General features: G+C 28.1%; 30 protein-coding genes and 1 riboswitch. Of the genes, 29 read left to right on the top strand and 1 reads right to left on the bottom strand.

What is annotated here, in order from left to right; translation table 11 throughout:
• Positions 1–15: 15 nt before the first annotated feature.
• Genes mltG through udk form a run of 4 tightly spaced genes read left to right on the top strand, consistent with a single transcriptional unit; the run spans position 16 to position 3,562 of the window.
• Positions 16–1,035, top strand: coding sequence for an endolytic transglycosylase MltG (mltG, locus tag AACH12_RS06590; protein WP_338537264.1), 1,020 nt, complete (start codon positions 16–18; stop codon positions 1,033–1,035).
• A complete protein-coding gene (locus AACH12_RS06595; protein WP_338537265.1) occupies positions 1,032–1,706 on the top strand; it encodes an O-methyltransferase in 675 nt (224 codons plus the stop codon). Before mltG ends, AACH12_RS06595 begins: the two co-directional genes overlap by 4 nt.
• A complete protein-coding gene (locus AACH12_RS06600) occupies positions 1,699–2,940 on the top strand; it encodes a peptidase U32 family protein (RefSeq protein WP_338537266.1) in 1,242 nt (413 codons plus the stop codon). The genes AACH12_RS06595 and AACH12_RS06600 overlap by 8 nt, the downstream gene beginning before the upstream one ends.
• A complete protein-coding gene (gene udk, locus AACH12_RS06605) occupies positions 2,930–3,562 on the top strand; it encodes a uridine kinase (protein ID WP_338537267.1) in 633 nt (210 codons plus the stop codon). Before AACH12_RS06600 ends, udk begins: the two co-directional genes overlap by 11 nt.
• 50 nt (positions 3,563–3,612) lie before the next feature.
• Here udk and AACH12_RS06610 read toward each other — a convergent pair whose 3' ends face one another.
• Positions 3,613–4,782: a hypothetical protein gene (locus AACH12_RS06610; protein ID WP_338537268.1), complete on the bottom strand. Its 1,170-nt coding sequence runs from the start codon at positions 4,780–4,782 to the stop codon at positions 3,613–3,615.
• Positions 4,783–4,931: 149 nt separating this feature from the next.
• On the opposite strand from AACH12_RS06610, the gene aroE reads away from it, so the two are divergent.
• The 25 genes from aroE (at position 4,932) to AACH12_RS06735 (ending at position 25,984) form a co-directional block, all read left to right on the top strand.
• Positions 4,932–5,777: a shikimate dehydrogenase gene (aroE, locus tag AACH12_RS06615; protein ID WP_338537269.1), complete on the top strand. Its 846-nt coding sequence runs from the start codon at positions 4,932–4,934 to the stop codon at positions 5,775–5,777.
• Positions 5,767–5,849: riboswitch (cyclic di-GMP riboswitch) on the top strand. (Overlaps the previous gene by 11 nt.)
• A 141-nt stretch (positions 5,850–5,990) precedes the next feature.
• Complete coding sequence (locus AACH12_RS06620) at positions 5,991–7,688, top strand: GspE/PulE family protein (RefSeq protein WP_338537270.1); 1,698 nt, start codon at positions 5,991–5,993, stop codon at positions 7,686–7,688.
• A 10-nt stretch (positions 7,689–7,698) separates the two neighbouring features.
• A complete protein-coding gene (locus tag AACH12_RS06625) occupies positions 7,699–8,751 on the top strand; it encodes a type IV pilus twitching motility protein PilT (RefSeq protein WP_338537271.1) in 1,053 nt (350 codons plus the stop codon).
• Positions 8,752–8,782: 31 nt separating this feature from the next.
• Positions 8,783–9,997 (top strand): type II secretion system F family protein, encoded by a 1,215-nt coding sequence (locus AACH12_RS06630; protein WP_338537272.1) that lies wholly within the window; start codon positions 8,783–8,785, stop codon positions 9,995–9,997.
• 92 nt (positions 9,998–10,089) lie between these two features.
• Positions 10,090–10,524 carry a type II secretion system protein gene (locus tag AACH12_RS06635; protein ID WP_338537273.1) on the top strand — a complete coding sequence of 145 codons (435 nt, stop codon included), beginning with the start codon at positions 10,090–10,092 and terminating at the stop codon, positions 10,522–10,524.
• Positions 10,525–10,542: 18 nt separating this feature from the next.
• Complete coding sequence (locus AACH12_RS06640) at positions 10,543–11,013, top strand: prepilin-type N-terminal cleavage/methylation domain-containing protein (RefSeq protein ID WP_338537274.1); 471 nt, start codon at positions 10,543–10,545, stop codon at positions 11,011–11,013.
• A 7-nt stretch (positions 11,014–11,020) separates the two neighbouring features.
• Positions 11,021–11,761 (top strand): prepilin peptidase, encoded by a 741-nt coding sequence (locus AACH12_RS06645; protein WP_338537275.1) that lies wholly within the window; start codon positions 11,021–11,023, stop codon positions 11,759–11,761.
• 7 nt (positions 11,762–11,768) lie between these two features.
• Positions 11,769–12,260 (top strand): prepilin-type N-terminal cleavage/methylation domain-containing protein, encoded by a 492-nt coding sequence (locus tag AACH12_RS06650; RefSeq protein ID WP_338537276.1) that lies wholly within the window; start codon positions 11,769–11,771, stop codon positions 12,258–12,260.
• 1 nt (position 12,261) lies between these two features.
• Positions 12,262–13,488, top strand: a complete 1,227-nt coding sequence (gene pilM, locus AACH12_RS06655; RefSeq protein ID WP_338537277.1) for a pilus assembly protein PilM — start codon at positions 12,262–12,264, stop codon at positions 13,486–13,488.
• Positions 13,489–14,154, top strand: coding sequence for a PilN domain-containing protein (locus tag AACH12_RS06660; RefSeq protein ID WP_338537278.1), 666 nt, complete (start codon positions 13,489–13,491; stop codon positions 14,152–14,154).
• Positions 14,138–15,454 carry a hypothetical protein gene (locus AACH12_RS06665; protein ID WP_338537279.1) on the top strand — a complete coding sequence of 439 codons (1,317 nt, stop codon included), beginning with the start codon at positions 14,138–14,140 and terminating at the stop codon, positions 15,452–15,454. The genes AACH12_RS06660 and AACH12_RS06665 overlap by 17 nt, the downstream gene beginning before the upstream one ends.
• An 8-nt stretch (positions 15,455–15,462) precedes the next feature.
• On the top strand, positions 15,463–16,296 hold the full coding sequence (locus AACH12_RS06670; RefSeq protein ID WP_338537280.1) for a prepilin-type N-terminal cleavage/methylation domain-containing protein: 834 nt from the start codon (positions 15,463–15,465) through the stop codon (positions 16,294–16,296).
• Positions 16,297–16,309: 13 nt separating this feature from the next.
• Positions 16,310–18,829, top strand: coding sequence for a hypothetical protein (locus AACH12_RS06675; protein WP_338537281.1), 2,520 nt, complete (start codon positions 16,310–16,312; stop codon positions 18,827–18,829).
• 29 nt (positions 18,830–18,858) lie between these two features.
• Complete coding sequence (locus AACH12_RS06680) at positions 18,859–19,128, top strand: late competence development ComFB family protein (RefSeq protein WP_338537282.1); 270 nt, start codon at positions 18,859–18,861, stop codon at positions 19,126–19,128.
• The gene (locus AACH12_RS06685; RefSeq protein WP_338537283.1) at positions 19,129–19,650 is read left to right on the top strand and encodes a shikimate kinase; all 522 of its coding nucleotides are present in this window, start codon (positions 19,129–19,131) and stop codon (positions 19,648–19,650) included.
• Positions 19,651–19,690: 40 nt separating this feature from the next.
• Complete coding sequence (gene aroQ, locus AACH12_RS06690) at positions 19,691–20,143, top strand: type II 3-dehydroquinate dehydratase (RefSeq protein ID WP_338537284.1); 453 nt, start codon at positions 19,691–19,693, stop codon at positions 20,141–20,143.
• A 2-nt stretch (positions 20,144–20,145) separates the two neighbouring features.
• Positions 20,146–20,703, top strand: coding sequence for an elongation factor P (gene efp, locus AACH12_RS06695; protein WP_338537285.1), 558 nt, complete (start codon positions 20,146–20,148; stop codon positions 20,701–20,703).
• 24 nt (positions 20,704–20,727) lie between these two features.
• Positions 20,728–21,156, top strand: coding sequence for a CD1247 N-terminal domain-containing protein (locus AACH12_RS06700; RefSeq protein WP_338537286.1), 429 nt, complete (start codon positions 20,728–20,730; stop codon positions 21,154–21,156).
• Between the two features lie 111 nt (positions 21,157–21,267).
• The gene (locus tag AACH12_RS06705) at positions 21,268–21,663 is read left to right on the top strand and encodes an Asp23/Gls24 family envelope stress response protein (protein ID WP_338537287.1); all 396 of its coding nucleotides are present in this window, start codon (positions 21,268–21,270) and stop codon (positions 21,661–21,663) included.
• 11 nt (positions 21,664–21,674) lie between these two features.
• Positions 21,675–22,073 (top strand): transcription antitermination factor NusB, encoded by a 399-nt coding sequence (nusB, locus tag AACH12_RS06710; protein ID WP_338537288.1) that lies wholly within the window; start codon positions 21,675–21,677, stop codon positions 22,071–22,073.
• A gap of 12 nt (positions 22,074–22,085) precedes the next feature.
• Positions 22,086–23,303, top strand: coding sequence for an exodeoxyribonuclease VII large subunit (gene xseA, locus AACH12_RS06715; RefSeq protein WP_338537289.1), 1,218 nt, complete (start codon positions 22,086–22,088; stop codon positions 23,301–23,303).
• Positions 23,293–23,529: an exodeoxyribonuclease VII small subunit gene (locus AACH12_RS06720; RefSeq protein ID WP_338537290.1), complete on the top strand. Its 237-nt coding sequence runs from the start codon at positions 23,293–23,295 to the stop codon at positions 23,527–23,529. The genes xseA and AACH12_RS06720 overlap by 11 nt, the downstream gene beginning before the upstream one ends.
• The gene (locus AACH12_RS06725; RefSeq protein WP_338537291.1) at positions 23,522–24,418 is read left to right on the top strand and encodes a polyprenyl synthetase family protein; all 897 of its coding nucleotides are present in this window, start codon (positions 23,522–23,524) and stop codon (positions 24,416–24,418) included. The genes AACH12_RS06720 and AACH12_RS06725 overlap by 8 nt, the downstream gene beginning before the upstream one ends.
• 8 nt (positions 24,419–24,426) lie before the next feature.
• Entirely contained in the window at positions 24,427–24,870 is a 444-nt protein-coding gene (locus AACH12_RS06730; RefSeq protein WP_338537292.1) for a divergent PAP2 family protein, read from the top strand.
• Between the two features lie 556 nt (positions 24,871–25,426).
• Positions 25,427–25,984, top strand: coding sequence for a hypothetical protein (locus AACH12_RS06735; protein WP_338537293.1), 558 nt, complete (start codon positions 25,427–25,429; stop codon positions 25,982–25,984).
• Positions 25,985–26,011: the final 27 nt, after the last annotated feature.

Below are 26,011 nucleotides of genomic sequence, written 5' to 3' on the forward strand. Positions count from 1 at the left end.
TTTGTCGGAGGTGCTATGAAAAATATTAAATTTATAATTTTAGTATTAGTATTAAGTGTATCCCTATTAGGGTGTAATCCGCTTGACTCATTTAATAAAGCAGTTGATTCAAATGATAGTAAAACTCTTATAGTAATAGTTTCAAAAGGCGCAAGTACAAATAAAATTGCAAATATATTAAAAGAAAGGGATTTAATACAAAATGTTACTTCTTTTAAATTGCTTTCAAAAAAATTAAATGCAGACGGAAAAATGCAGGCTGGTAAGTATAAATTATCAAGAAGTATGGATTCTTCTGAGATTATTGAAAAAATGGTAAACGGTGATGTTTTTATAGAAACCGTTAGATTTACAATACCTGAAGGTTTTAACAATAAACAAATAATTCAGGAATTGGTTAAAGATAATCTTATTGATGAAGAAAGATTTATTGATGTATTAAAGAACTATGATTTTAAGTATAAGTTTTTAGAAGGCATAAATAGAAAATATATGTTAGAAGGATTTTTATTTCCTGATACTTATGAAGTGAAAGTAGGTGCATCAGAAGTAGAAATTATTAATATAATGCTTTCAAAATTTGATAAAGTTTTTAAAAAAGAATACTATAAGCAAATTGAAAAAAGAAATATGAGTGTTAATCAAATTGTTACATTAGCTTCTATTATTGAAAGAGAGGCTAAGTTAAATGAAGAAAAGAAAGAGATTTCTGGTATATTTTATAATCGTCTTAAAAAAGGAATGAAACTTCAGTCTTGCGCAACTATTCAATATGCGCTTGGAGAGGTAAAACCTGTATTATATGATAAAGATTTAGAAATCGACTCTCCCTTTAATACTTATAAAAATGTTGGTCTACCACCTTCTCCAATTGCTTCTGCGGGAGTTGATTCCATTGAAGCTGCGATTTATCCTTTGGATACAAAAAATTTATACTTTAATACGTCAAATTTAGGTGATGGATCACATTATTTTTCAAAAACATATAAAGAGCATTTAAAAAATATAAAGAAATCGAAGGTGAACAGTAATTGAGTTTAATTAAAAGCGAAATTGTAAATCCTGTTATTGAAGAATATGTTAGAAGTTTAATACCTAAAAGAAATGATTATTATGAAAATTTACATGTTTTCGCAAAAGAGAATGGTGTCCCAATAGTGCAGCCTGAAGTTGCTACTTTTTTAGAAGTGATAATTAAATCTTCGAATATTAAAAAAGTTCTTGAGATTGGAACAGCTATTGGCTACTCAACGTCTTTAATAGCCGATGCAATTGATGATTCTCATGGTAAAGTTGTTTCAATTGAAGTAAACGAAGAAACATATAAATTGGCAAAGAACAATATAGAAAATCAAGATTTTAATTGCCCTATTGAATTGAAATTTGGTGATGCTAGAGATGTTTTAAGTAAAATAGATGATAAATTCGATATGATATTTATTGATGCAGCTAAAGGACATTATAAACATTTTTTTGATTTATGTTATGATAAGCTAAAAAATAAGGGAATTGTTATATCTGATAATGTTCTTTATAAAGGAATGATAGCATCGGATAAATATGTTATAAGAAGAAAAAAAACAATTGTAAAAAGGATGAGGAATTATCTTGAATATATAACATCACAAAAGAACCTTAAAACAACTATTATGCCCTTTGGTGATGGTGTAGCAGTGACTTATAAAATGGAGGACGAAAATGAATAAAGTAGAACTTTTAGCTCCTGCTGGAGATTTACAGAAGCTAAAATTTGCATTAACATATGGTGCTGATGCTGTTTATATTGGCGGTCAAATTTTTGGTTTAAGATCAAGTGCTAAGAATTTTACTTTTGATGAGATGAGTCAAGGAATTGCGTTTGCGCATAATCTTGATAAAAAAGTTTATTTGGTACTTAATATTATTCCCCATAATGATGATTTTAAATTACTCGATGAATATCTAAATGAAATAAAAAAACTTGATATTGATGCATTAATTTTATCTGATCCCGGCACTCTTATGTATGTAAAAGAGTATTTACCGGAGAAAGAGATACATTTAAGTACTCAGGCTAACAACACTAATTATTTAAGTGCTAAGTTTTGGCATAATCAAGGTATAAAAAGAGTTATAATTGCTAGAGAACTTTCTTTTAATGAGATAAAAGAGATTAGAGATAATACACCTGATTCTTTAGAAATTGAAGCCTTTGTTCACGGGGCAATGTGTATTTCATATTCTGGTAGGTGTTTACTTAGTAACTACATGACTGGACGTGATGCAAATAAAGGTGAATGCGCACAAGCTTGTAGATGGAAATATAAACTTGTTGAAGAAAAGAGACCTGATGAATATTATCCAGTAGTTGAAGACGAAAGTGGAACATTCTTCTTTAATTCAAAAGATTTATGTATGATTGAACATATACCTGATTTAATCGAATCTGGTCTTTCAAGTCTAAAAATAGAAGGAAGAATGAAGAGTCTTTATTATGTTGCTAATATTATTAGAGTATATAGAGAAGCTATTGATAAATATTATAAAAGTAAAGAAAAATTTAAATATGACCAAAATTGGCTAGATGAAATAAAAAAAGCATCACATAGAAAATTTACTACAGGTTTTTACTTAAAAAAGCCTGATGAAAATGATCAACTTTATTCAAGTAGTTCTTATATAAGAGAATATGATTTTTGTGGTATAGTAAAAGATTATGACGTAAATAGTAAATACGCATTAGTCGAGCAAAGAAACAGAATGTTTATTGGGGATAAAATTGAAATAATAGGACCAAATTATTTTTATCACGAGCAATTAATTACAGAAATGTACGACAAAAATGATAAGCCTATAGAAGTTGCACCTCATGCACAAGAAATAATTAAAATTAAGATAGATGTTCCAGTGAATGAATTTTATATTTTAAGAAAGGAAAAGGTGGAAAACGTTGGAAAATAGGCCGATATTAATAGGAATTTGCGGCGGTACAGGTTCTGGTAAAACTACAGTTGCTAAATCAATATTCAAATCTTTACCTGAAAAAAATATTGCAATTATTGAACAAGATGCATATTATAGGGATCAAAGTTATTTAGAACTTGAAGAAAGAGTGAAAACTAACTACGATCATCCTCTTGCTTTTGACACGGATTTACTTATTGAACAATTAACTGATTTACTAAAGGGAAAAGAAATAGAAAAACCTAATTATAATTTTTCTACTCATACTAGAGAGACTGTAACTACAAATGTAAAACCGAAAGATATAATTATACTCGAAGGTATTATGATATTAGAAGATCAAAGACTAAGAGATTTGATGGATATTAAAATTTTTGTAGATACAGATGCTGATGTTAGAGTTATAAGGCGTATAACAAGAGATATCAAAGAGAGAGGAAGAACTCTTGAATCGGTAATAGGTCAGTATCTTAACACTGTAAAGCCGGCACACGAACTATTTATTGAGCCAACAAAAAAATTTGCAGATATAATTATACCAGAGGGTGGATATAATAAAGTTGCAATAGATATATTAACAGCTAAAGTTAAAAATGTAATTTCAGAAAAATATAAGTAATTAATAGAAAAGCTCTAATGTATAAAGGTTTGTATTAAAACTTTTAGATATTAGAGCTCTTTAGTTTCATAGCTTTTTAGTGTAAGAAATAAGCTTTTAAATCCCTTCCACCAGTTAGGATCCTCAGCATAGATACTATTTAGCCAAAGAAAAGGGTCGACCCCGTAAGGCCTAGTTTTTAACCTAGAATTTATGGTCTGACATGCTATTTTAGTAGAATCTTCAATATCTGTATTATACCTTTCCCAGCTAATGAAAACGTTGTAAGGATTATTTGCAATCCTTTTAGCATATTTATTTGTTTTTGGAACAAAACCTTGTTCTTGACCAGTTAAAGCAAACAAAAGGTATGGATTTATATTATAATCTTTTGATATATTAATAATTGTTGAAAAGTAAGGTTCATTTATTAGGTATGAATTTCTTTTTACTAAATATTTCTTTAGTGATGATTCATTGATTATTTGATATTTAAGAAAATTTGGTATTCCAGGTTTAATCTTAGAATATATAATATTTGATGAATCGACCACTTCTTTTTCATAAGTTTCTTTACTTATATTAAAAATAGAATTCAATTCTAAAAATGATATATCATATTTATTTGGATGCTTACTTATACTAGAAAAAATAAATATTGAAGCAAATAAAAATATAATTAAAAGCGTCGGTACTGATAGTTTATTGAATCTAATTTTGTTTATAATATAAAGTAGATTGAAATGGAAATTAAATTTTTTATTGAAATATTCATCATTTGTTTCATTGGTGATTCTATGAATATTACTATGTATATTTATATCAGAAGTATCACTAAAAATTTTCTCATTTTGTGAAGTTTGACTTATAAGTATTTTCTTAATTAATTCACTTGTAGGTACAATATTTGTACTTTTATTAAACCACTTAAGTATCATATTGATTTTTCTTTCTACTGGCAACTCTATATGTAAAAGATAGTTAAAAATAATGTATTGAGTGATTTCGTTATTCTTGTAGATAAATTCATTTAGAATGCTGTTTTTAATCTTATTCCTAAAAGAATAATCAATTCCAAATAAATTGTTATTTATTATTTTATTTAATTCGGTAGATAAAAGATTAATTTTATCATCTTTAGATGCAAAACTATATTGATATTCAATATTTTTCTTGATTTGACTAATTATAGTTTTAGATAAAATAACATTTTTCTTCAGTTCAATTAAAGCTTCATTCATTTTATCCTCCAATTTACTTTACTATTAACATTATATATGAAAATTAGAGAATTTAAAATATAATGAACATTAAAAATAAAAAATTACACATATAAATGTCTTGATTGAACTAGGTAAAATATGTTAATATATTATGAGGTGTTTTTTTTATGGATTCAAAAACGGAAATGATTTCACTACTTGGTCATCCAGTGTCACATAGTTTCTCGCCAATTATTCATAATAAAATTTTGGCTGAATACAGTATTAATGCTTTTTACAATGCACTTGATATATTACCATCTGATTTGAACGTAGCAATTATGGGTTTGAAAGCTTGCAATATTAAAGGAATGAATGTAACTATACCTCATAAGGAAAAAATCGTTAAATTATTAGATTGTGTTTCTGAGGAAGCAAGTAAAATTGGCTCAGTGAATACTATAGTGAATGAATCGGGTAAGCTTAAAGGATATAACACTGATTATATAGGTTTTATAAATTCTCTTATTATTAATAATATTGAATATAAAAAGAAAAAAGTTGCTCTTCTTGGTTACGGAGGAGCGGCAACTGCTATATTATATGCTTTAAACGAAAACTTATGTGATTGCCATATATTTGTTAGAAATATTGAAAAGACAAAATCTAAAATTGATCAATTAAAATATGAGTTGTTTACTGGTGTAAATATTAAGCCTTTAGAAGAATTCGATTTAACAGCATATTCTTATGATATTGTAATTAATTCTACTCCATTAGGTATGGGAGAGTTGATTGATATATCTCCAGTTTCATTAAAAAATGCTAATGTAAATTGTCAAGTTGTCGATATTATATATAATCCAAGTGAGACAAAATTTTTAAAAGAGGCTAAAAAATACAATTTGAAATATATTAATGGAATCGATATGCTAATAGAACAAGCGCTTGAATCTTTTTTTATGTGGACAGGTATTAGAGCAGATAGAAATGTTGTTATATTGGAATTAAAAAAATTAAATATTTTATTTTAGATCAAGTGATGTATTATTTTAAATGGACGCCTATATAATACTGATGAAGTGGCGTAACCGACTAATCGTAATTGATTAGTTTTTTTTGTTTTATTTTAATTAATTAATACATATAATATTTTGGTTAAACCTTATAGAAATGAAAATGCGGATTTTAAATATATTAAAATATATTTTAATTTAGCTTTATTATTAAATGAGAGTGGTGAAAGCATGGCTTTAAATAAAATTGCACATATTAGACTAGGCGATTTATTAGTTAAGGATGGGAAAATAACTTCCGAACAATTACAAGTAGCACTTCAGGTGCAAAAGGAAAAAAAATCTAAACTTGGTAATGTCCTTATAGAATTAAAATATGTAACTAATAATGATATTCTTGAAGTTCTTGAACTTCAACTTGGAATACCAAGGTTGGATTTAGAAAGATATATTGTGGACCCAGAAGTTCCTAAAATACTATCAGAGGATTTTGCAAGGAAAAATTTAGTTCTTCCAATTAAAACTGATGGTAATATACTTACAGTTGTTATGGCGGATCCGTTAAATATAATATTGATTAATGATATTGAAATTATAACAGGTTATAGGGTGGACCAAAAGGTCGCTCTTGATTCAGAAATTACAAATGCAATTGATAAGTACTTTAGTAAAAATAAAGCAGAAAAAGCAGTTGAAGAGTTTACTAAAGATTTAGAACTTGGGGATAATAATAGTATTGATAAAGAGATATTAAGGGAAGTAAATAAAGCTCCTGTTGTTAGATTAGTTAATACAATTATTCTTCAGGCAGCACAGCAAAATGCGAGTGATATTCATATTGAACCAGAGGAAGACTATTTGCGAATTAGGTTTAGGGTTGATGGTGATTTATCAGAAATTATGAGGCCGTCAAATCAGACGCATGGTGCTATTATAACTCGTATAAAAATAATGGCTAAGATGAATATTGCTGAAAGAAGAAAAGCTCAAGACGGAAGGATAGAAATGGTTGTAAATAACAGGGACTTAGATTTAAGAGTTTCTTCTATACCAACTATTTATGGAGAAAAAATTGTAATCAGAATTTTAGATAGAAGCACTTTTTTGCGTGATAAAACAGAACTGGGCTTACTAGAAAAGTCTTTTAAAAACTTTAATACATTATTAAAAAATAAAAATGGAATTATTTTAGTTACAGGTCCGACGGGTTCAGGTAAATCTACAACACTTTATTCAATGTTAAGTGAATTAAACAATGACTCGAAAAATATTCTTACTATTGAAGATCCTGTTGAGTACAGAATGAAAGGTATTATTCAATCTCAAGTTAATGCAAAAGCAGGTTTTGATTTTTCAAATGGTTTAAGATCTTTTTTAAGACAAGATCCAGATATTATTATGGTTGGTGAAATTAGAGATCATGATACCGCAGAAATTGCTATGAGAGCTGCCATAACAGGCCATTTGGTTATTAGTACTCTTCATACTAATAGTGCAGTTTCAACAATTTTTAGATTGATAAATATGGGTATAGAACCTTACCTTGTTGCATCTTCTATAAAAGGAATCATAGCACAACTATTAGTTAAAAAAACTTGCGAAGAATGTAAATTGCCTTACATCCCAGATGAAATTGAAAAAAAAGCATTGGGGATTAGGGATGATGAAAATATAGAATTATATAAAGGTATGGGTTGCAGTAAGTGCGGTGGAACTGGATTCAAAGGAAGAATTGCTATTTATGAAATAGTTATGATAGACCAGTATGCGAGGAAACTAATTATTAAAGGTGCTTCAATAGATGATTTGGAAGATTATGTTAGAAAAAGTGGCAATGATAGTATTCAAGATAATTGTAGACAACTAGTTCTTAATGGCGTTACGACTTTTGGAGAATTTATGAAAATTACTCATTCGTTTGAGGAATAAGGGTGGATATATGGATATTAAAGATTTATTAGGAGTTGCTTTGGAGTATAAGGCATCGGATATACATTTTACTGTTGGAATTCCTCCTGTATTTAGAATAGATGGAAAATTAATTAGACTAAAGGATATTGGTCGAATTATGCCTGACGACACAAAACAAATAGCTGATCAGTTATTCGATGATTATACTAGGAAGGTCTTTGAAGAAAATGGGGAAGTCGATTTTTCACATTCAATTATTGGAATAGGAAGATTTAGAGTTAATATATTTAAGCAAAGAGGGAGTATTAGTTTAGCTCTAAGAGCAGTTCCTCTTGAAGTTCCTACTACTGAAGATCTTAAACTCCCTGATATTATAAATAAATTAGCTGATAATAGAAGAGGATTGGTTTTAGTTACAGGACCAACAGGATCTGGTAAATCAACTACACTCGCTGCTATGCTAAATCATATTAATCAAACAAGAGGTGAACACATTCTAACACTTGAAGACCCTATTGAATATTTGCATAGACATGGGAAAAGTATTGTAAATCAAAGAGAAATACATCATGATTCAAAATCATATGCAAACGCTTTAAGAGCAGCTTTAAGACAAGATCCGGATGTTATTTTAATAGGTGAGATGAGAGACCTTGAAACTATTTCAATTGCAGTTACTGCAGCTGAAACAGGTCACTTAGTTTTTTCTTCACTTCATACAATTGGTGCGGTAAGTACGATTGACAGAATAATCGATGTTTTTCCACCAAACCAACAGCAACAGATTAAAGTTCAACTTGCTTCTGTTCTTCAAGGAGTTGTATCACAGCAACTTATAAAACGTTTAGATGAAAAAGGTAGGGTTGCAGCTATTGAAGTAATGATTGCAAATGCAGCTGTAAGAAATCATATTCGTGAAGGAAAAGCACATATGATAATGAATAGTATACAAACAGGAAGAAAAGATGGGATGATTTCTATGGATACTTATCTTTCAGAGTTATATAAAAAGAAGCAAATTTCTTACGATGAAGCACTTTCTCATAGCATTGATAAAGATATGCTAATGAGGTTAATATAGAAAAAAGTTATACAAATAAGCGGGTGATTTGTTGTCAAAATATCATTATTCAGGAAAAACTAAACAAGGTCAAAATGTTAAGGGAACAATGGATGCTGAGTCAAGTAGCGAGGTTGTTGTAGCTCTTAAAAGACAAGGTATATTTCCACTTAAAGTTGAGAAAAATATTACTGCAAAACGTGATATTTCAATAAAATTGTTTAAGAAAAAAATAAAAGTAAAAGATGTAGCTATATTTTGTAGACAGTTTCATACAATAGTTAGTTCAGGAATTTCTTTAATAGAATGCCTTGATATATTGAGAAAGCAAACTGAAAATAATCAATTTAAAGAAATTATCTCCGATATGTACGAGGATGTGCAAAAAGGAGTTTCCCTTTCTAAAGCGATGCAGTCCTTTAAAAATACTTTTCCTGATATTTTAATAAATATGGTACATTCAGGAGAAATATCTGGTCAACTTGATACAATAATGAAGAGAATGGCAGAGCATTTTGAAAAGGAAAATAAAATTAATAATAAAATTAAAGGAGCGATGGTTTATCCTATTATCCTAATTGTTATTTCTTTTATAGTTTCAGGTGTCTTACTAGTATTTGTACTGCCAGGCTTTATTGGTATGTTTGCAAGTTTTAATGTTGAACTTCCACTTCCTACAAGAATGCTTCTGGCTTTTGGTGAAATTATAAAAAAATATTGGTATATTATTTTAGGAGCTATTATAGGACTAATATTTTTCTTTAAAAGATTTATTGGAACTTATGAAGGAAGACTTAAATTTGATAAATTCAAACTTCATTTACCTGTTATAGGAAAAGTTAATAAAAAAATTGCAACTTCAAGGTTTGCAAGAACACTTTCAACAATGTTATTAAGTGGTATATCTATAATAGATGCACTGGAAATTGTTATTAAAGTTATGGGAAATGCTTCAGTTTCTGAGAAGATAACTGAATCACTTGAAGGTATAAAAAAAGGTGAGGGTGTTGCCCTACCGCTTAGTAAAACCAATATTTTCCCGCCTATGATGATATCAATGATTGAAATAGGTGAAGAAACAGGCTCTTTAGATGAACTACTTGAAATGAGCGCTGAGTTTTATGATGAAGAAGTTGAAATTGCAATTGAAGGTATGATTCAAATGATTAATCCAGTTATATTACTTTTTATGGCTGCTGTAGTTGGAACGATTGTAATGGCGATTGCACTTCCAATGTTTGATATGTACAATCATTTACAAATGTAAAAACTGTAAATTATATGGTTTTTATGGTATAATTAGTCTTTAAAAGGCTTTGCTTTTTAAAATAAATATTAAAAATATAAAGGAGAGGGATTATGTTAAAATTTTTCGGAAAGAGATTAAGAAACAAAAAAGGATTTACTTTGGTTGAATTACTTGTAGTTATTGCAGTACTAGGTATTATAGCAGGAATTGCTATACCAAAAATGACAGGTGTTACTACTATGTTTAAGGATAAGGCGGATGTTGCTACAGCTGAGAATATACTTAGACAAGCAGAAGTTATGGTTCAATCGGGTAATCTTACTGATACAGCAACAACTACTGAGAGACTAATGACTACAGGTGATGGTAGTGAATTTGGAGAAGCAATAACATCGACTCCTCAAAGTATTGCGGGTACTTTTATTATTACAGTTGTTGACAATGCAACTGCAGGATACGATATCGTTGTTTATAAATCTACTGATGGAACGATTGCAAAGGGTACTGAATTAGCTAAAAAAGAAGGAGTTACTGTAATTGACTAATATTTAGGAAGTGTTAGAGTGAATAAAAAACAAATTAATAAGAAAAAAGGATTCACTCTAATTGAACTTCTTTTAGTTCTTTTGGTTATGGCAGTGCTCTTTGGCATTGCCATACCTAAAATGATGGGTCTTACGGATATTTTTAGGTTAAAAACAGATAGAGAATCAGCTAGAAATATTGTTAGTAAAGTGAATACATTAGTTGAACTAGGAATTTACGATTTGTCAGAAATGACTGCTAATAAAACTAGTCTTGACTATATTACTCCAGGAAAAACTCCTAATGATTCAAGTGGTGAAAAGTTTTATCTAGGAGAAGAAAATTCTTTGTTTTTATCAAAGAGATATAAGGGTGATTCTTTTAATATTTCTCTTATAAGAGAAGGCACTAGTCCAAATTTTACTTATTTTATTGAAGTGAAATATAAGGATCCACTGCATACAGAAGTGCTTATAGAAAAGCAGAAGTTAGCAAATCCAGTAAAGTAGGTATAGTATGGAATATTTAATTATTTTTTTATTTGGTATATCATTTGGAAGTTTTTTTAATGTTTGTATTTATAGAATTCCAAAAAAAATATCAATTATAAAACCAAATAGTCATTGTTTTAACTGTAAAAAAGAACTTAGATTTAAAGATATGATTCCTGTAGTTGGTTATTTTTTAAATAAAGGAAAATGTAACTACTGCGGGGCTAAATACTCGATTAGATATTCATTAGTTGAATTACTTTCGGGCCTATTATTCGTCTTAGCTTTTATTAAATTTGCTTATACTTTAGAATTTTTCTTTGCTGTGACTATTATTTCCCTATTACTTATTATTACTTTTATTGATTTTGATCATATGGAAATACCTGATTCACTAAATATCATTATTTTTATAGTTGCAATAATTCATAATCTTATATATAAAGAATTTTCACCAATAGAACTTATTATTGCATTTTTAATTGGTGGTGGAATATTCTTAATTATAGCTTTAATTGGACCAATGGGTGGAGGAGATATTAAACTGATGGCTGCTCTTTCTATATTCTTTGGACCAATTTACATTGTACTACTAATGATACTTTCTTTTATAGTAGGTGGAATTATCAGTATTTTACTACTTATTACAAAAAAGAAAAACAGAAAAGATTACATACCTTTTGGACCTTTCATTGCTTTTTCAGCAATGTTACTTATTTTATATGGCCCAAAATTATTACAATATTACTTAAACATAATTGGTTAGGAGTAAAATGTTTTCTAAATTAATTAAAAAGAAGTTAAAAAAATTTAATATAAATACTTGTGGATACACTTTAATAGAATTAGTTATTGTAATTGCTTTAATTGGACTCGTAGCTGCTCCTATGATGATGTCTTTTACAACAGGATACAAACTTTTTCAAACTGAAAATAGTTCAAATGATAAAATTTCTGAACTTAGATCCTTTGTAAGTGAGTTTGATAGTATTATTAGAAAAGCTGATAGAAAAGATATTTTCGTAGTAGGAAATATAGTGACTATTAAAAACAATAAGTATTATTTGGAAAACGGAGATTTTATTCAAGAAAATACATTAAATAATGAAAAAAGAGTAATGACAACTTCTATTAAGAGTTTTAAAATTGATAACCAAGTGATTGATGAAAATGGGAATCTAGTTTCAGCAGATATTAGTATTTCTATAGATGATAAAGATAAAGATTTTGTTATAAATACATCTTTTTATATAAGGGGTGATTAATTTGGCTAAAGATATAATATGTTTAGATATTGGAACTAATCAAACAAAGATAATATATGGTAATTTAAAAAATAATTCAATTGAGATTAAGTCATATTCAATATATAAAAATTCTGAAAAATATATAAATCTTGATGGAAGTTTAAATATAAACGAAGTTGTACCTAAACTACTGAATCAATTAAAAAAAATGAAAATTAAAAATAAAAATCTAGCTTTAAATCTTCCAAATAATAAAGCTATAGTTAGAACTAGGGAACTTCCTAAAGTTAAAATAAAGGAATTAACTGAAATTGTTAAATTTGAAGCTGAACAGTTTTTGCCATATAATATTGATGAATTTATGGTTGATTATAAAGTTATTTCTGATTCTGATGAAGATGAATCTTTAATAAACGTGCTTATTATTGCTCTACCTAAAGAAATTGTAAACAACCATTTAGAGGTAGTTGAAAAGTCTAAAAACAAAATTTTTCTTTTTTCTCCTTATACGGATTCTATTTATAAATATGCAAAGCAAAATCTTGTATCAGAAAATAAAAATATTTTAATTGCTGATATTGGTGAAACTAACTTAAAAATGAATGTATTTCAAAGCGAAAAATATTTTGCAAGTATTAATGCAGACGTAGGAATAAAAGATCTTGTAGAAAACTTTTCGAATAATAACAATGTACCACTAGAAAAAGCCAGGGACATTTTATTTGGAAGGATTGAATTTGATATAGAAGAGATAAAGACTAATAATGATTTACCTATAGATAGAGATTCTAATGAACCAACTAATAAGATGGCTTCATTATCTGAAGCTTTAAAAAGAGTAAAGGGAGAAAATGCGGAAGAAAAAAATGAAGAAATAGTAAATAAAAATAAGATTGATTTTAGTAAACTTGAAGTTATTAGAAAACAATTTGAAAATATGGGAAGTATTAATGAAGTTTCAACTGAAAAAATCGAAAAGAAGTTTTCAATTAACGAGGTATACTACGATATTTATAAGGAAATAAATAGAATGGTTGATTTTTATAGGACGAGACGCTTTGGAACTTCTATAGATGAAATTATTTTATGTGGTGGTGGAGCAAATTTAGTTAATTTAAAAGGTTACTTGTATGAAAATTTTATGATTGATGTTAAAACAGTAGCAGAAGCTAGAATAAATAATACTAATATTAATAATTCTGATTTCAATTTACTTGTATCATCAATAGGGGCAGGGTTGGTATAGATGAATATTAATTTAAATAAAAACAAAAATTCTACTAGTAATATTTCTAATAATGATTATTTATCAAAAACTATTAATCTTTTGCCACATACTTATATTAAGAAAAAAAAGAATAACAGATACTACTTTGTGGTTGGTATATGCGTTTTAGCATTTACGCTTTTTTCAATTAATTACTTAAATCAATTGATTAAAATAACCAACTGGTATGACAAGGAGATTTATAGTACAAAAGCATCTGATAATTACTCAGGTTTAATAGAGAAAATAAATAACTTATCTGAAGAAAAAAAATCTCAAGATTTATTATTTGTACTTAAAAAACGAATTGATGCAAAAGTGAAACTTGTAACAGAAATTGAAAATACAAATAAGTCTATTGTTTACATTATTAATATAGTTGAAAAGGAAATACCAAAAAGTGTTATCTTTAAAAATATGAATGTAAATTCAACGAAAGACATTACTATTAGTGCTATTGCAGATACTAATGAACAAATTGCTGAATTTATATATAATTTGAAAAAATTAAACTATTTTGATGATGTTTTTGTTGATTCTATTAGTGACATTGCATATGTAGAAAGCGATGGAAAAAAAACAAGGAAACTAAGTTTCAATATTATTTGCAGTTATGGAGGTGAATCTATTGAAGCTAACAAATAGGGAAAAAATGTTACTAATTGTACTTGTGCTTGCTATTGTTGGATTTGGAATTTATAGATTCCTACTTACACCAATAGTTGACAAATATCATTCTACAAAAGATATTTATGAAAAAAAGATAGTTGAACTTCGTTCAATAGAGAGCAACATCATGAGAAAATCTGATATGGAAACGCTTATTTCTAATTTTAAAAATAAAGTTAGTGTTTTAGAAGAAGCTCTTCCACCTGTGATTCATCAAGAAGAAATCGTTGTTTATTTGGATAAGTTAGTTAATGATAATGATCTTTTAGTATCTACGATTTCTTTTGATAATGGAACAACAGATTTTAAAAAGACAAATGACGAAGAACCAATTGATAGTATTTTAAATGAGTATTCTAAATTTGTTGAATCGACGAATATTAATTCTAATATGAATAAATACAAAAACAAAACATACGATGAAAAAGTTAAAAGAGATTACAACGAATTTTCTGTAAATATAAGCATTGGCGGAAAATACGAAGATGTCAAATCTTTTTTACAAACAATTGAAAAAAATAATAAAAAAATTGTTATAGCAAATATTTCTTTAGTTAAAGATACGGAAGATGAAGCATCAGTATCAGGAAGTATTGAACTTTCATTCCCTTATTTTTATGATAATGAAATTTTAAAAGCAATAAATTGGCCTTATAATGGAGACTATGGAAACGATAATCCTTTTAAGTATAAGGTATATAAAGGAGCAACTCTAGGAAGTACAACTACTAATAATTCAAGCACTTCATTGATTACAGACATAGTAAATAATGCAAATACAGGTGCGAATTCTAATAATGCAGATACTACGACTGGAAGTTCATCTAATACTCCTTCATCTTATTACAGTAATTCGGATTTCTTTATAGATTTAAAACCAAGTTCTTCTGATTCTCCAACGCTTTCAATTGGGAAATCACCGCTTAGATACACTGCTTTGTTTGCAGACAACACTGGCACTGAAAATATTTATTTGAAACTAAAACAGGAAAATGGTAAATATTATTATCAATATGGAACATCACTTCAATCATACCCCTCTGGTGATGGATATGATTTACTTGAACCTTATAATATAAAAGATAAAGAGGTTGTAATTGAAATATCATCTCAACCGAGATTGCCTTTGAATGATAATTCAAGTGCACTTCTAGTTATTACAAATGAAACGGATTTAAAAATTTCTGCACATGTTTACAGCGATGATTTATTAAAACCTAGGATTCAAATTTATAGCAATCTTGGTGAATATAAGTTATACTCTCATAATCAGTAGGTGATAAATTGAAAAACAAAAAAGGATATTCTTTACTAGAACTTATTATAGCAATGGGGCTACTAGCATTATTAGTTGGCCCATTTTTATCAGTATTTATTGATTCATTAAATGTAAATAAAATGTCGGATAATACTGTAAAAGCTGATTATTTAGCGCAAAAATATATGGAAGATTTTAAAGAAAGTTCTCTTCCTAGCAATCCAATCACTCATTATACTGAAGATAAATATGATATTAGTGTAACTTACGAGCATAAGAACAGCGATTTAAAAGATGAAAATACAACTACAATAAATACTTTTGATAATTCAATACTTGAGACTGCAAATGATAGTTTTAATTATTTTGATGATAATGGTATTTTAAGAATTAATAATAATATTCTAACTCCAATAGCTAGTGGAACTGTGGACAATAATACTTATGTATTAACTTTAAATGATAGTAATGCATCGAATATATCGGAAATATTTACCTATAATTCAAATGCATCTATCGTAAATGTAAATGCAGGTGAATATACTATTACAAATAATAAATTTGTGCTTGAATTTGACCCGAATGAAAGTTTTGATTCGTTAAATTTGCCAACGAAGATCAATCTTCATATTGTAAATAATTCAAAATTCAATATTTTTGTTTATTCATATGATGATAATTATAGTTTAATGGATTTTACTTTTGAAAACAATTCTCCATCTACAGATATAAATTTTGTTGATAGCTTAACTAAAACACCAGTAGTGAATACTAATAATGATAATTTTTACCAAGTAATCATAGAAGTTTCTAAAAATAACTTTGTATATTCTAGATTAATTTCAGGCGTTAAAAAGTAAAAGAGGTGTTATTTTGAATAAAATTTTGAATGCTTTATCAAATAAAATAAATAATAATTATGGATCATCTTTGGTTTTTGTTATGATAATGATTTTTTTATTAATAATTTTAGGAACTGCAATGGTAGGTGCTACAGTTTTAAATTTTAAAGTTAGCAATTTATCACAAAGTTCAAATAAAGCCTTCTATGTCAATGATGGTGCAATTGAAGAATCTTTAGTTGAAATTAATGAAATGTGTCATGAGGCGGAAATAAAAGCTAGTGATCATATAAATGATATTGATTCTCCTAGTTCTTATACTAAAGAAGGTAAATGGCAAAATTTTCTTAACAAGATTGAAATTGATAAAATTAATGGAACTTTAAATGAAGAAGAAGCGAATTATGAACTTCAAAAAGCATATGACAGAGAATTTGAAAAAGAATATTACTTATCTCTTTTACATTATACTGGTAATAATGGATTTAATGATAATGATATTTTTTCAAAAGATTACATTTTACTTGATAATAGCAATAATTATGTTGATAAGAGTACTTTAGAGTTAAGAACAGATATTGATCTTCAAGATAATTATAGGACGTCAATTGAGAATGTTGCATTTAAGCCAGAAGACGTTGATCAATTTTCAACTGCTAGTCTTTCTAATATTACTTTGTCAACGGCTTATGATTTGGTTAATGGATTAACTTTAGATATAGTAACAGATGGAACTTATAATATTTATAGAAAATCATTAGAGATCAATATTAAAATAATTAAACCTCAATATAGCTATGTTATTTCAAATACAATTAAGAGTAAAGGTATAAAAGATAATACACTTTTACATAATAACCTTTCAGCATATGGAAATATTGTTGTGGTTGGTGGAAAAGTAACGACAGATACAGATGTGTACTCATACGGTACCTATAAGGAGACTAATGAATATAGATATGATGACTTAGGTGGATTATTAGTAGGACTCGATGAAAACGATACTAGTAAACTCGACTTAACTCCAAAGGGAATTTCAACTTCAGATATTATTAGTGCTAGTCTCAGTGGTAGTGGTGATATTGAAATTGGCGGTGATTTAAAAGTTAGATCTTCTATAAGACTTATGAAAAATAGTGCTAAAATAGATGTTAATGGTGATACTTATTCTAATTATTTATCAATTGATAAAACGGGGAATTCGGTAATAGCAAATTTTAAGAAAAATTTATATTTGATGGAGGATTTAAGAATTGAAGGCGATGATGCTTCAATTGATATAGGAAATAAAAACGATAATGCTACAGGTACATTATGGACAATTCTAGATGGAAATCCAAGTAATTCTTCTGAAAGGGACGATCTATCTGGTAGTCTTATAATTGCTACAAAATCTGCCAATACTTCTATTAGAGCTAATCATGTAATGATAGCTGGGATTGCATATCTCAATTATTATAGAGAGGAAAATTCTTCTAAATATTACTATCAAACAGGAGAATCGCTTATAACAAATAATAATTTAGATTACTATAACAATATTTTGCCAGGAGAATATGCTACTGCAAAATACGTTAACTACCAAGGACAAATTCTAGTAGAACCAATTGATGGAAGTGGAAACATAATTAAGAGTAGTGAGTTTAAAGCAAATCATTTTATTGAATATGCTAATGCGCCTACTAATTCACACACTATATCATCACGGGATAGAAATATTTTGGATTTAGAATCTGTAGATGCTACTACTAATGAAAGTGCTGCTACTACATATAGTTCTAATTATTCTCAAGGTGTTATTATGACTAAAGGTCAAGTTATAAGCCCTAAAAGATCAATGATTCCTTCGTCTTTTAACATTGCAAGAGGTTCAAAGTGTATTGAGATAGATTCTAAAATTAATATTTTAGGTGATAGAAATTATGAAACTCATTCTAATCAAAATAATAGAATTGATGATTTTTTAAAACTTAATGGAACTGTGGATATTCAAAAATCACTTGACCCAAATAATTTTATCTTTATTAACAGTGATCCTACAAAAGATATATATATCAATGTTCCGCAATCAATTATTTCTAATATAAATGATAATAATGCAGTAATAATAGCTGCTGATTCAAAATATAATGATATTAAAGGATTTATAGCAACTAAAGGTAGTGTATATATTTATTCAAGTGCAGGCAATACAATGAAATTTAATGGTCCGATTATTTCTAATAAGAATATTATAGTTTTTGGATCTGGAGAGAAGAAGTTTTTTAATAAACCTTCAAATTCTGAAGATTTATATGACTCATCACTAATTAATATTATTTCTAAAAACAATGAAGTTTATAGTGCAACTTATAGTGATATAGGTAAAGAGTTAATTACAAATAAATCTGATGGAAATACAACGAGAAGTATTGACGGAAATTTATCTATGAGTGTTTTTCCTAATGATATACCGGTTGCTAAGCAAAATAATTCAAGTGTTTTATTAGGAATAACAAAGACAAGTAAGATAAAATCATATATAATAAAGTCATGGCATGAAGTAAAATAGTTGTATTTAATTCAAAGGAGCTGCTTAATATGAAACTTGTAAATTATATGGAAGTATCAGTAGAGCATTTTTTACCAAACTTATTACTAGCTTTTCCGAATATTTGTAAATGCGAACTCTGTTTATTAGATATAAAAGCGATTGCATTAAATAATCTTAAACCACATTATGTTGTTACTGAAAAAGGTGAACTTTATACAAAACTTGATGAAATGAAAGTTCAATTTGAAACTGATATTCTTAAAGCATTAATTGAAGCAATTTCTGTAGTTTCAAAACATCCAAGGCATAAAGTATAAATGAAAGTATTTAATAATATATATTTAATTGGAATGATGGGTTCAGGTAAATCATCCATATCAAAGCTGCTTTCTCATGAAATTAATTTTAAAGTAAGAGAAATGGATGAAATGATTGAAGAAAAATTTGGAAAAACTATTAATGACATATTTAATGAATTTGGAGAAAGTGAATTTAGAATTGTTGAATCTTTAGTATTAAATTCATTAAATCAAGAAAAAATGTGTATAATTTCTACTGGTGGTGGAGTTATTTTAGAAAATGATTTTAATAAAATCAAGAAAAGTAATGCAGTTATTTATTTAAAATATAGTCCTAAATATTTATTTCTTAACCTTAATAAATCTATTTCTAATAGGCCTTTATTAGATGAAGAAAATCTGTTAAATAAAATTAATGATTTATATAAAAAGAGGAACTTATTATACAAAAGAGCATCAAATATTGTCATTGATTGTGATGGGAAAAATTTAGAAGATATAAAAATTGAAATACTTAATATTATTACTGTTCAAAAATAGTGAATTATGTTATTATATTACTGATATAGGAAGTGATTTTATGAGTAGAGTTCTAATTATTAATGGACCAAACCTAAATCTACTAGGAATTAGGAAAAAAGAGCATTATGGATCAGAAACTTTAGAAGATATTAATTTATTTATTAAGGAATACTTTGATAATACTGGTATTCTTTTTGATTTTTTTCAATCAAATTCTGAAGGTGAAATAATTGACAAAATTCATAAGTCCTTGGATACCAAAATAGATTATATTGTTATTAACCCTGGTGCTCTTACTCATTATAGTTATTCTATTAGAGATGCTATAGAAGCTGTAAGAATTCCAACGGTGGAAGTGCATTTATCAAATATTCATGCAAGAGAAAATTTTAGAGGCAAGTCAGTTATAGCACCAGTTTGTATAGGCCAAATATCTGGATTAAGAAAATTTGGTTATATATATGCAATAAATGCTTTAAAAGAAAAAAAAGATATTAATGGAGGTAAATAATAATGATTTCAGCAGGTGATTTTCGTAAAGGTGTAACATTTGAGATGAATGGTCATCCTTTTGTAGTAGTTGATTTCCAACATGTTAAGCCTGGTAAAGGGGCGGCATTTGTTAGAACTAAATATAAAAACCTTATCACAGGAGCTATAAGAGAAGAAGCTTTTAATCCTTCTGATAAATTTCCAAAGGCTCATATAGAAACTTTTGATATGCAGTATTTATATTCAGATGGTGAACTTTATTACTTTATGGATAATACAACTTATGAACAAATTCCTCTTCCTTACGAACAAGTTGAAGATGCGATTAAATTTATTAAAGAAAATGATACAGCAAAAGTTAAATTTTATAAGGGTAAATGCTTTTTAGTTGAAGCACCTACTTTTGTAATACTTGAAATAAAAGAAACTGAACCTGGTGTCAAAGGTGACACAGCGTCAAATGTTACAAAAAAAGCAACTCTTGAAACAGGAGCTGTAGTTAATGTTCCATTATTTGTCAATGAAGGTGACAAAGTAAAAATCGATACTCGAACAAGTGATTACTTGTCTAGAGCATAAAAATTAAAAATAGGAGGTATTTGAATGAGTTATTTATACGAAAAGGTATCATATTTAAAAGGACTAGCTGATGGAATGAACATCAAAGAAGATACAAACGAAGGTAAATTAATGATTAATATGATTGAGGTAATCGAAGAATTAGCATTAGCTGTTGAAGATGTTCAAGAAGATATTGAATACATTGATGAAACAATTGACCTAATTGATGAAGATTTAACTGAAATCGAAGATGCTATTTACGAAGACGAATTTTATGATGAATTTGAATGCCCAGAGTGTGGAGAGAAAATTTTTGTAAAAGAAGAAATGTTTGATGATGAATGTGAAGTTGAAGTTGAATGTCCAAGTTGCAAAGAAAAATTTATCGTTTACAATTTCGAATGTGATGAAGATGAATATGATTTAGAAGATTTTGAAGAAACTGAAGAAACAGACGAAGAAGAAAAGTAGCAAAAAAAAATGCCCGATTCTTAGAATCGGGCTATTTATTTGCTAATTTAATATAAAATTTGGTATAATATTTATAGTAATGTAGTTTATGTTTTATTAGGAGGAATTGTTATGGCTGAAAATACAAATATTGATTCTTTAGAATATGGAAATGTAAATATATCAGATGACGTAATTGGTATAATTACTTCTATTGCAGCATCAGAAATTAAAGGTGTAAGTGGTTTATATGGTGGTTTTACAGATAATTTAGGAGAAAAACTAGGTATAAAAAACCTTAAAAAAGGAATAAAAATTGATATTCAAGATGAAAAAGTGAATGTATTATTAAATATTGTAGTTGATTATGGTATAAAAATACCTGATATTTCATGGAAAATTCAGGAGAATGTTAAAAATGCGATTGAATCTATGACTGGTTTACTTGTTAACGAAGTAAATATACATGTACATGGTATAAACATCAGCAAAAAAACTGTTAAGGACACTTTGGAAGAAGAACTGTAATTGGAGGAAAAATGAGTAGAAAGTTAGCAAGAGAGTATGCTATGAATTCGTTGTTTCAAATGGAAATTAAGAATGAGTTTGAGTATGAATTAATTGAAAAATATATTAATAATGTTACAAATCAAAACAAAGAAAAATTGTATATTAAAAACGTTGTAAACTTCTTCTTAATCAATAAGGTAGATATTGATAAGACGATTACAGAAAATCTAAAAGATTGGGATATTGAAAGACTTCCTAAGGTAGATTTATCAATTCTTAGACTTGCGATAACAGAACTTTTTTATGCAGATGATATTCCAAATAAAGTCGCAATAAATGAAGCAATTGAATTATCAAAAAAATTTGGTGATGAAGAATCTTCAAATTTTGTGAATGGTGTTCTAGGATCTATTATTAAAACTATATAAAGTGGTGAACTTATGAAGATACGTGCACTTTCTGTAACGGAACTTAATAAATATATAAAAAGAACATTAGATATTGATCCTATACTTAGTTCACTTACTGTAATTGGTGAGGTTTCAAATTACAAATTACACAGTAGTGGCCATACCTACTTTACTTTGAAAGATGAAGACTCAAAAATCAATTGTGTTTTGTTTTCTCGTGACGCCTCACATAATACTTTGAATTTAGAAAATGGCCAAAGTGTTAAAGTCAAAGGCTATATTTCTGTATATCCAAGAGACGGAAAATATCAATTATATGTAAAAGAAATAGAAAGTAATGGAATTGGGACTTTATATGAAAAATTTGAGTTTCTTAAAAACGAACTTAAAAAAAGAGGTTATTTTGATAGTTCCCTTAAAAAAGAAATTCCTGAGTTTCCTAAAAAAATTGCTGTTATTACGTCTCCTACGGGTTCTGCAATTAGGGACATAATTAATGTAATAAAAAGACGAACTAAAAGAAGTGATATTTTAGTTATACCAGTACGTGTTCAGGGAAAAGAATCATCTGTCGAAATTGTAAATGCAATTAAAACTGCAAATAGTTTAAGTGATATTGACTTAATTATCTTGGCACGTGGTGGCGGTTCTATTGAGGAGTTATGGTCTTTTAATGAAGAAAATGTGGCTGTTGAAATATTTAAGTCGTCTATTCCAGTAATTTCAGGAGTAGGGCATGAAACTGACTTTACAATAGCTGATTTAGTATCTGATCTTAGAGCGCCAACACCTTCTGCAGCAGCAGAACTTGCTGTGAAAAATGAGATTATGCTTATAGATGAATTACATTCCTTATATTTATCTATTAAGAATCAAATTAAAAGAAATTTATATTCCAAAAGATCAGAAATTAAGTATTATAGTAAAGAGCAATTACTTAAAAATGTTTCTGAGAAAATAAATATTGCCTCATTAGAAATTGATAGTTATTACGACAAGGTCAAACTTATTAACACTTTTAAGTTAAATGATTATAGAAATACGCTCAATAGTGCTATTGCTCTTATGAACGCATTAAATCCATTAGAGTTACTTGGAAAAGGTTATGTTATTACCGAAAAAAATAATTTGCTTATTAATTCAGTAAAGATGCTTAAAAATAAAGATACTATATGTATTAAATATATCGATGGAATAGCTAATTGTGAAGTTAGAAAAATCGAAGAAGGTGAAAACTATGGCAAGTAAAAAAAATAATTTTGAAGACAATTTAGAAACTCTAAAGACAATTGTACATAAACTTGAAAATAATGAGCCGTCTTTAGACGAATCGTTAAAACTATTTGAAGATGGAATTAAAGTATACAGAAAATGTTTAAATACACTTGAAAAAGCGGAGAATAAAGTTAAAATATTAATTGAAGAGAATGATGCTTTAGTTGAGAAAAATTTTGATGGTGAGCAAAATGATTAATGATGAAAAATTTGTTAAATTAAAAACAATTATTGAAAAAGAATTACTAAATGTTTTTCCTTCAAACTTAGATTCATATCAACAGTTGATAACAGATGCAATGAAATACAGTTTGATTTCAGGTGGAAAAAGAATAAGGCCAATTTTAGCAATCGCAGTTTTTGAGCTTTTTTCAGTGGTAGACGATTTATCCGTAAAATTCCTTTCATCTATTGAGATGATTCATACTTATTCTTTGATACATGATGACCTTCCTTCAATGGATAACGACTTATTAAGGCGAGGAAAGCCTACATTACATATTGAATATGGTGAGGATGTTGCAGTTCTAGCAGGTGATGCTCTTCTTAATTTAGCATTTGAAAATATGATTAAAATTGCAATTGATTCAAATGGAAACAATAGTTATAAGTATTTAAAAGCGATGAATGTAATTGCATCATCTTCTGGCTATAGAGGAATGATATTAGGGCAAATTGCAGATATTAAATCTGAAGGTATAAAAATTGATAAAGAAACTCTTGACTACATTAATTTAAATAAAACTGGTCAATTAATAAAAGCTTCTATGTTAAGCGGTGCTATTATTGGAAATGCTTCGGATGAAGATTTAAAACGCGTGAAAAAAATTGCGCTAAATATTGGAAAAGCTTTTCAAATTGTAGATGATATACTTGACATTGAGGGTAGCGAAGAAAAATTAGGTAAAACTACCGGCAGCGACGAGGTAAATGGTAAAGTTACGTATCCAAGTCTAATTGGAATAGAGAATTCAAAGAAAGAAGTTGAAAAGTTGTCTATGAATTCAATAAAAATACTCAGAGAAATAAATGCTGATACTGTCTTTTTGGAAAAACTAATACTTTTTTTGATAAATAGAGAAAAATAGGTGATAGAATGAATTTTTTTGAAGGAATAATAATAAATCCGGCTTTTCAGGTCGCGTTCTGTGCTTGGTTAATTGCACAAATATTAAAAGTTTTTACAAATTTGTATAAGTATAAAAAACTAGATTTGTATAGATTAATTGGTTCTGGTGGAATGCCTAGTAGCCATTCGTCATTTGTAATGGGTCTTTCTACTGCGGTAGGACTTATAGATGGATGGGATTCGTCGATTTATGCAATTTCACTAGTATTTGCACTAATTGTTATGTATGATGCTTCTGGAGTTAGAAGGTCAGTTGGTAAGCAAGCAATTATTATTAATCATATTATTACAGATTTTTATAAAACGCACCAAATAAAAGAAGAAAAATTAAAAGAACTTGTAGGTCACACCCCGTTTGAAGTTTTTGCAGGTGCAATATTAGGCATCATTTTTGCAAATTTAATGATTTAATTTAGTGGCACAGTATTCTAGTCAATAACTATAATTTTGAAGGCGTGGCTAAAAATTCGCCAAAGGGCACATCGATGAAGCTCCTGGTTGCTGCTTTTGACGCCCAGTTGAGGGCAGTTTCTGGGAGAAAGGGAAAGGGGGCGATCCGCAATGGCATGCGGGCGATGACCCTCTTTTCCGTGGAGACTCACTACTTTTACTGTGAGATTACACCTGCATTGTGGTGAAAGCTACTTGTAGTGTAGCCTGCCTTGAGTGGAACTGGTAGAAGAATCAATAAAAGGTTCGAAACCTTTTCTGCAAAAGAGGCTAAGAGTTATAAGATTTGCCGAGGAAAACTCCTAGACTGATGTATGTTGGGGATTGCAGTACGGTCTAAGTGGCGATTCAGTTATATATTAGGTGACTATATATATATCGATTTAAAGGGGAACCACTGATTTGGCGACAAACCAGTATTGATATGGGAAATCCTACTGAACCTAAGCCGTAAGATTAACTCAACATACAGCCACTTTATATATTATATTTAATCCGAATATAAGGATGTAACAATATGAAGAAAATAAAAATTAATAAATGGATAATAAGAGTTACTTTGTTAACTTTTGTATTGGCTATACTAATGAGTATAGTTTCAGAAAATTTACTTAGAAACTTAAACATTTTTTTTGCAAGTGTAATTTTAATTGTTATTATTGGAATTGGTGTGTTGTTTGATACAATTGGAATTGCAGTCACGGCGGCGGACTTAAAACCATTTAACTCTATGGCTGCTAAAAAAATAATGAGTGCGAAATTTTCCTTAAAATTATTAAATAATGCGAGTCAAGTTTCTAATTTTTGCAATGATGTTATTGGAGATATATCAGGTATTGTTAGTGGATCTGCTGTAGCAATTATAGTACTAAAAATTTTGTATTATAGTAAGTCTTCAAATGAAATAATTTACTCTATTTTATTAAGTGGTTTTGTAGCAGCACTAACTGTTGGCGGAAAAGCATTTGGCAAAGAAATGGCTATAACCAATTCTAAAGAAATAGTAGGATTCGTTGGAAAAATACTATATCTTATATACAAGAAAACTGGATTCGAAATATATAAAAAAGATTAACATAATCATATTATGTTAAAGAGGTGC

Origin of the sequence: Helicovermis profundi, from assembly GCF_033097505.1 — a bacterium.
In the GTDB taxonomy this organism is placed as follows: domain Bacteria; phylum Bacillota; class Clostridia; order Peptostreptococcales; family Acidaminobacteraceae; genus Helicovermis; species Helicovermis profundi.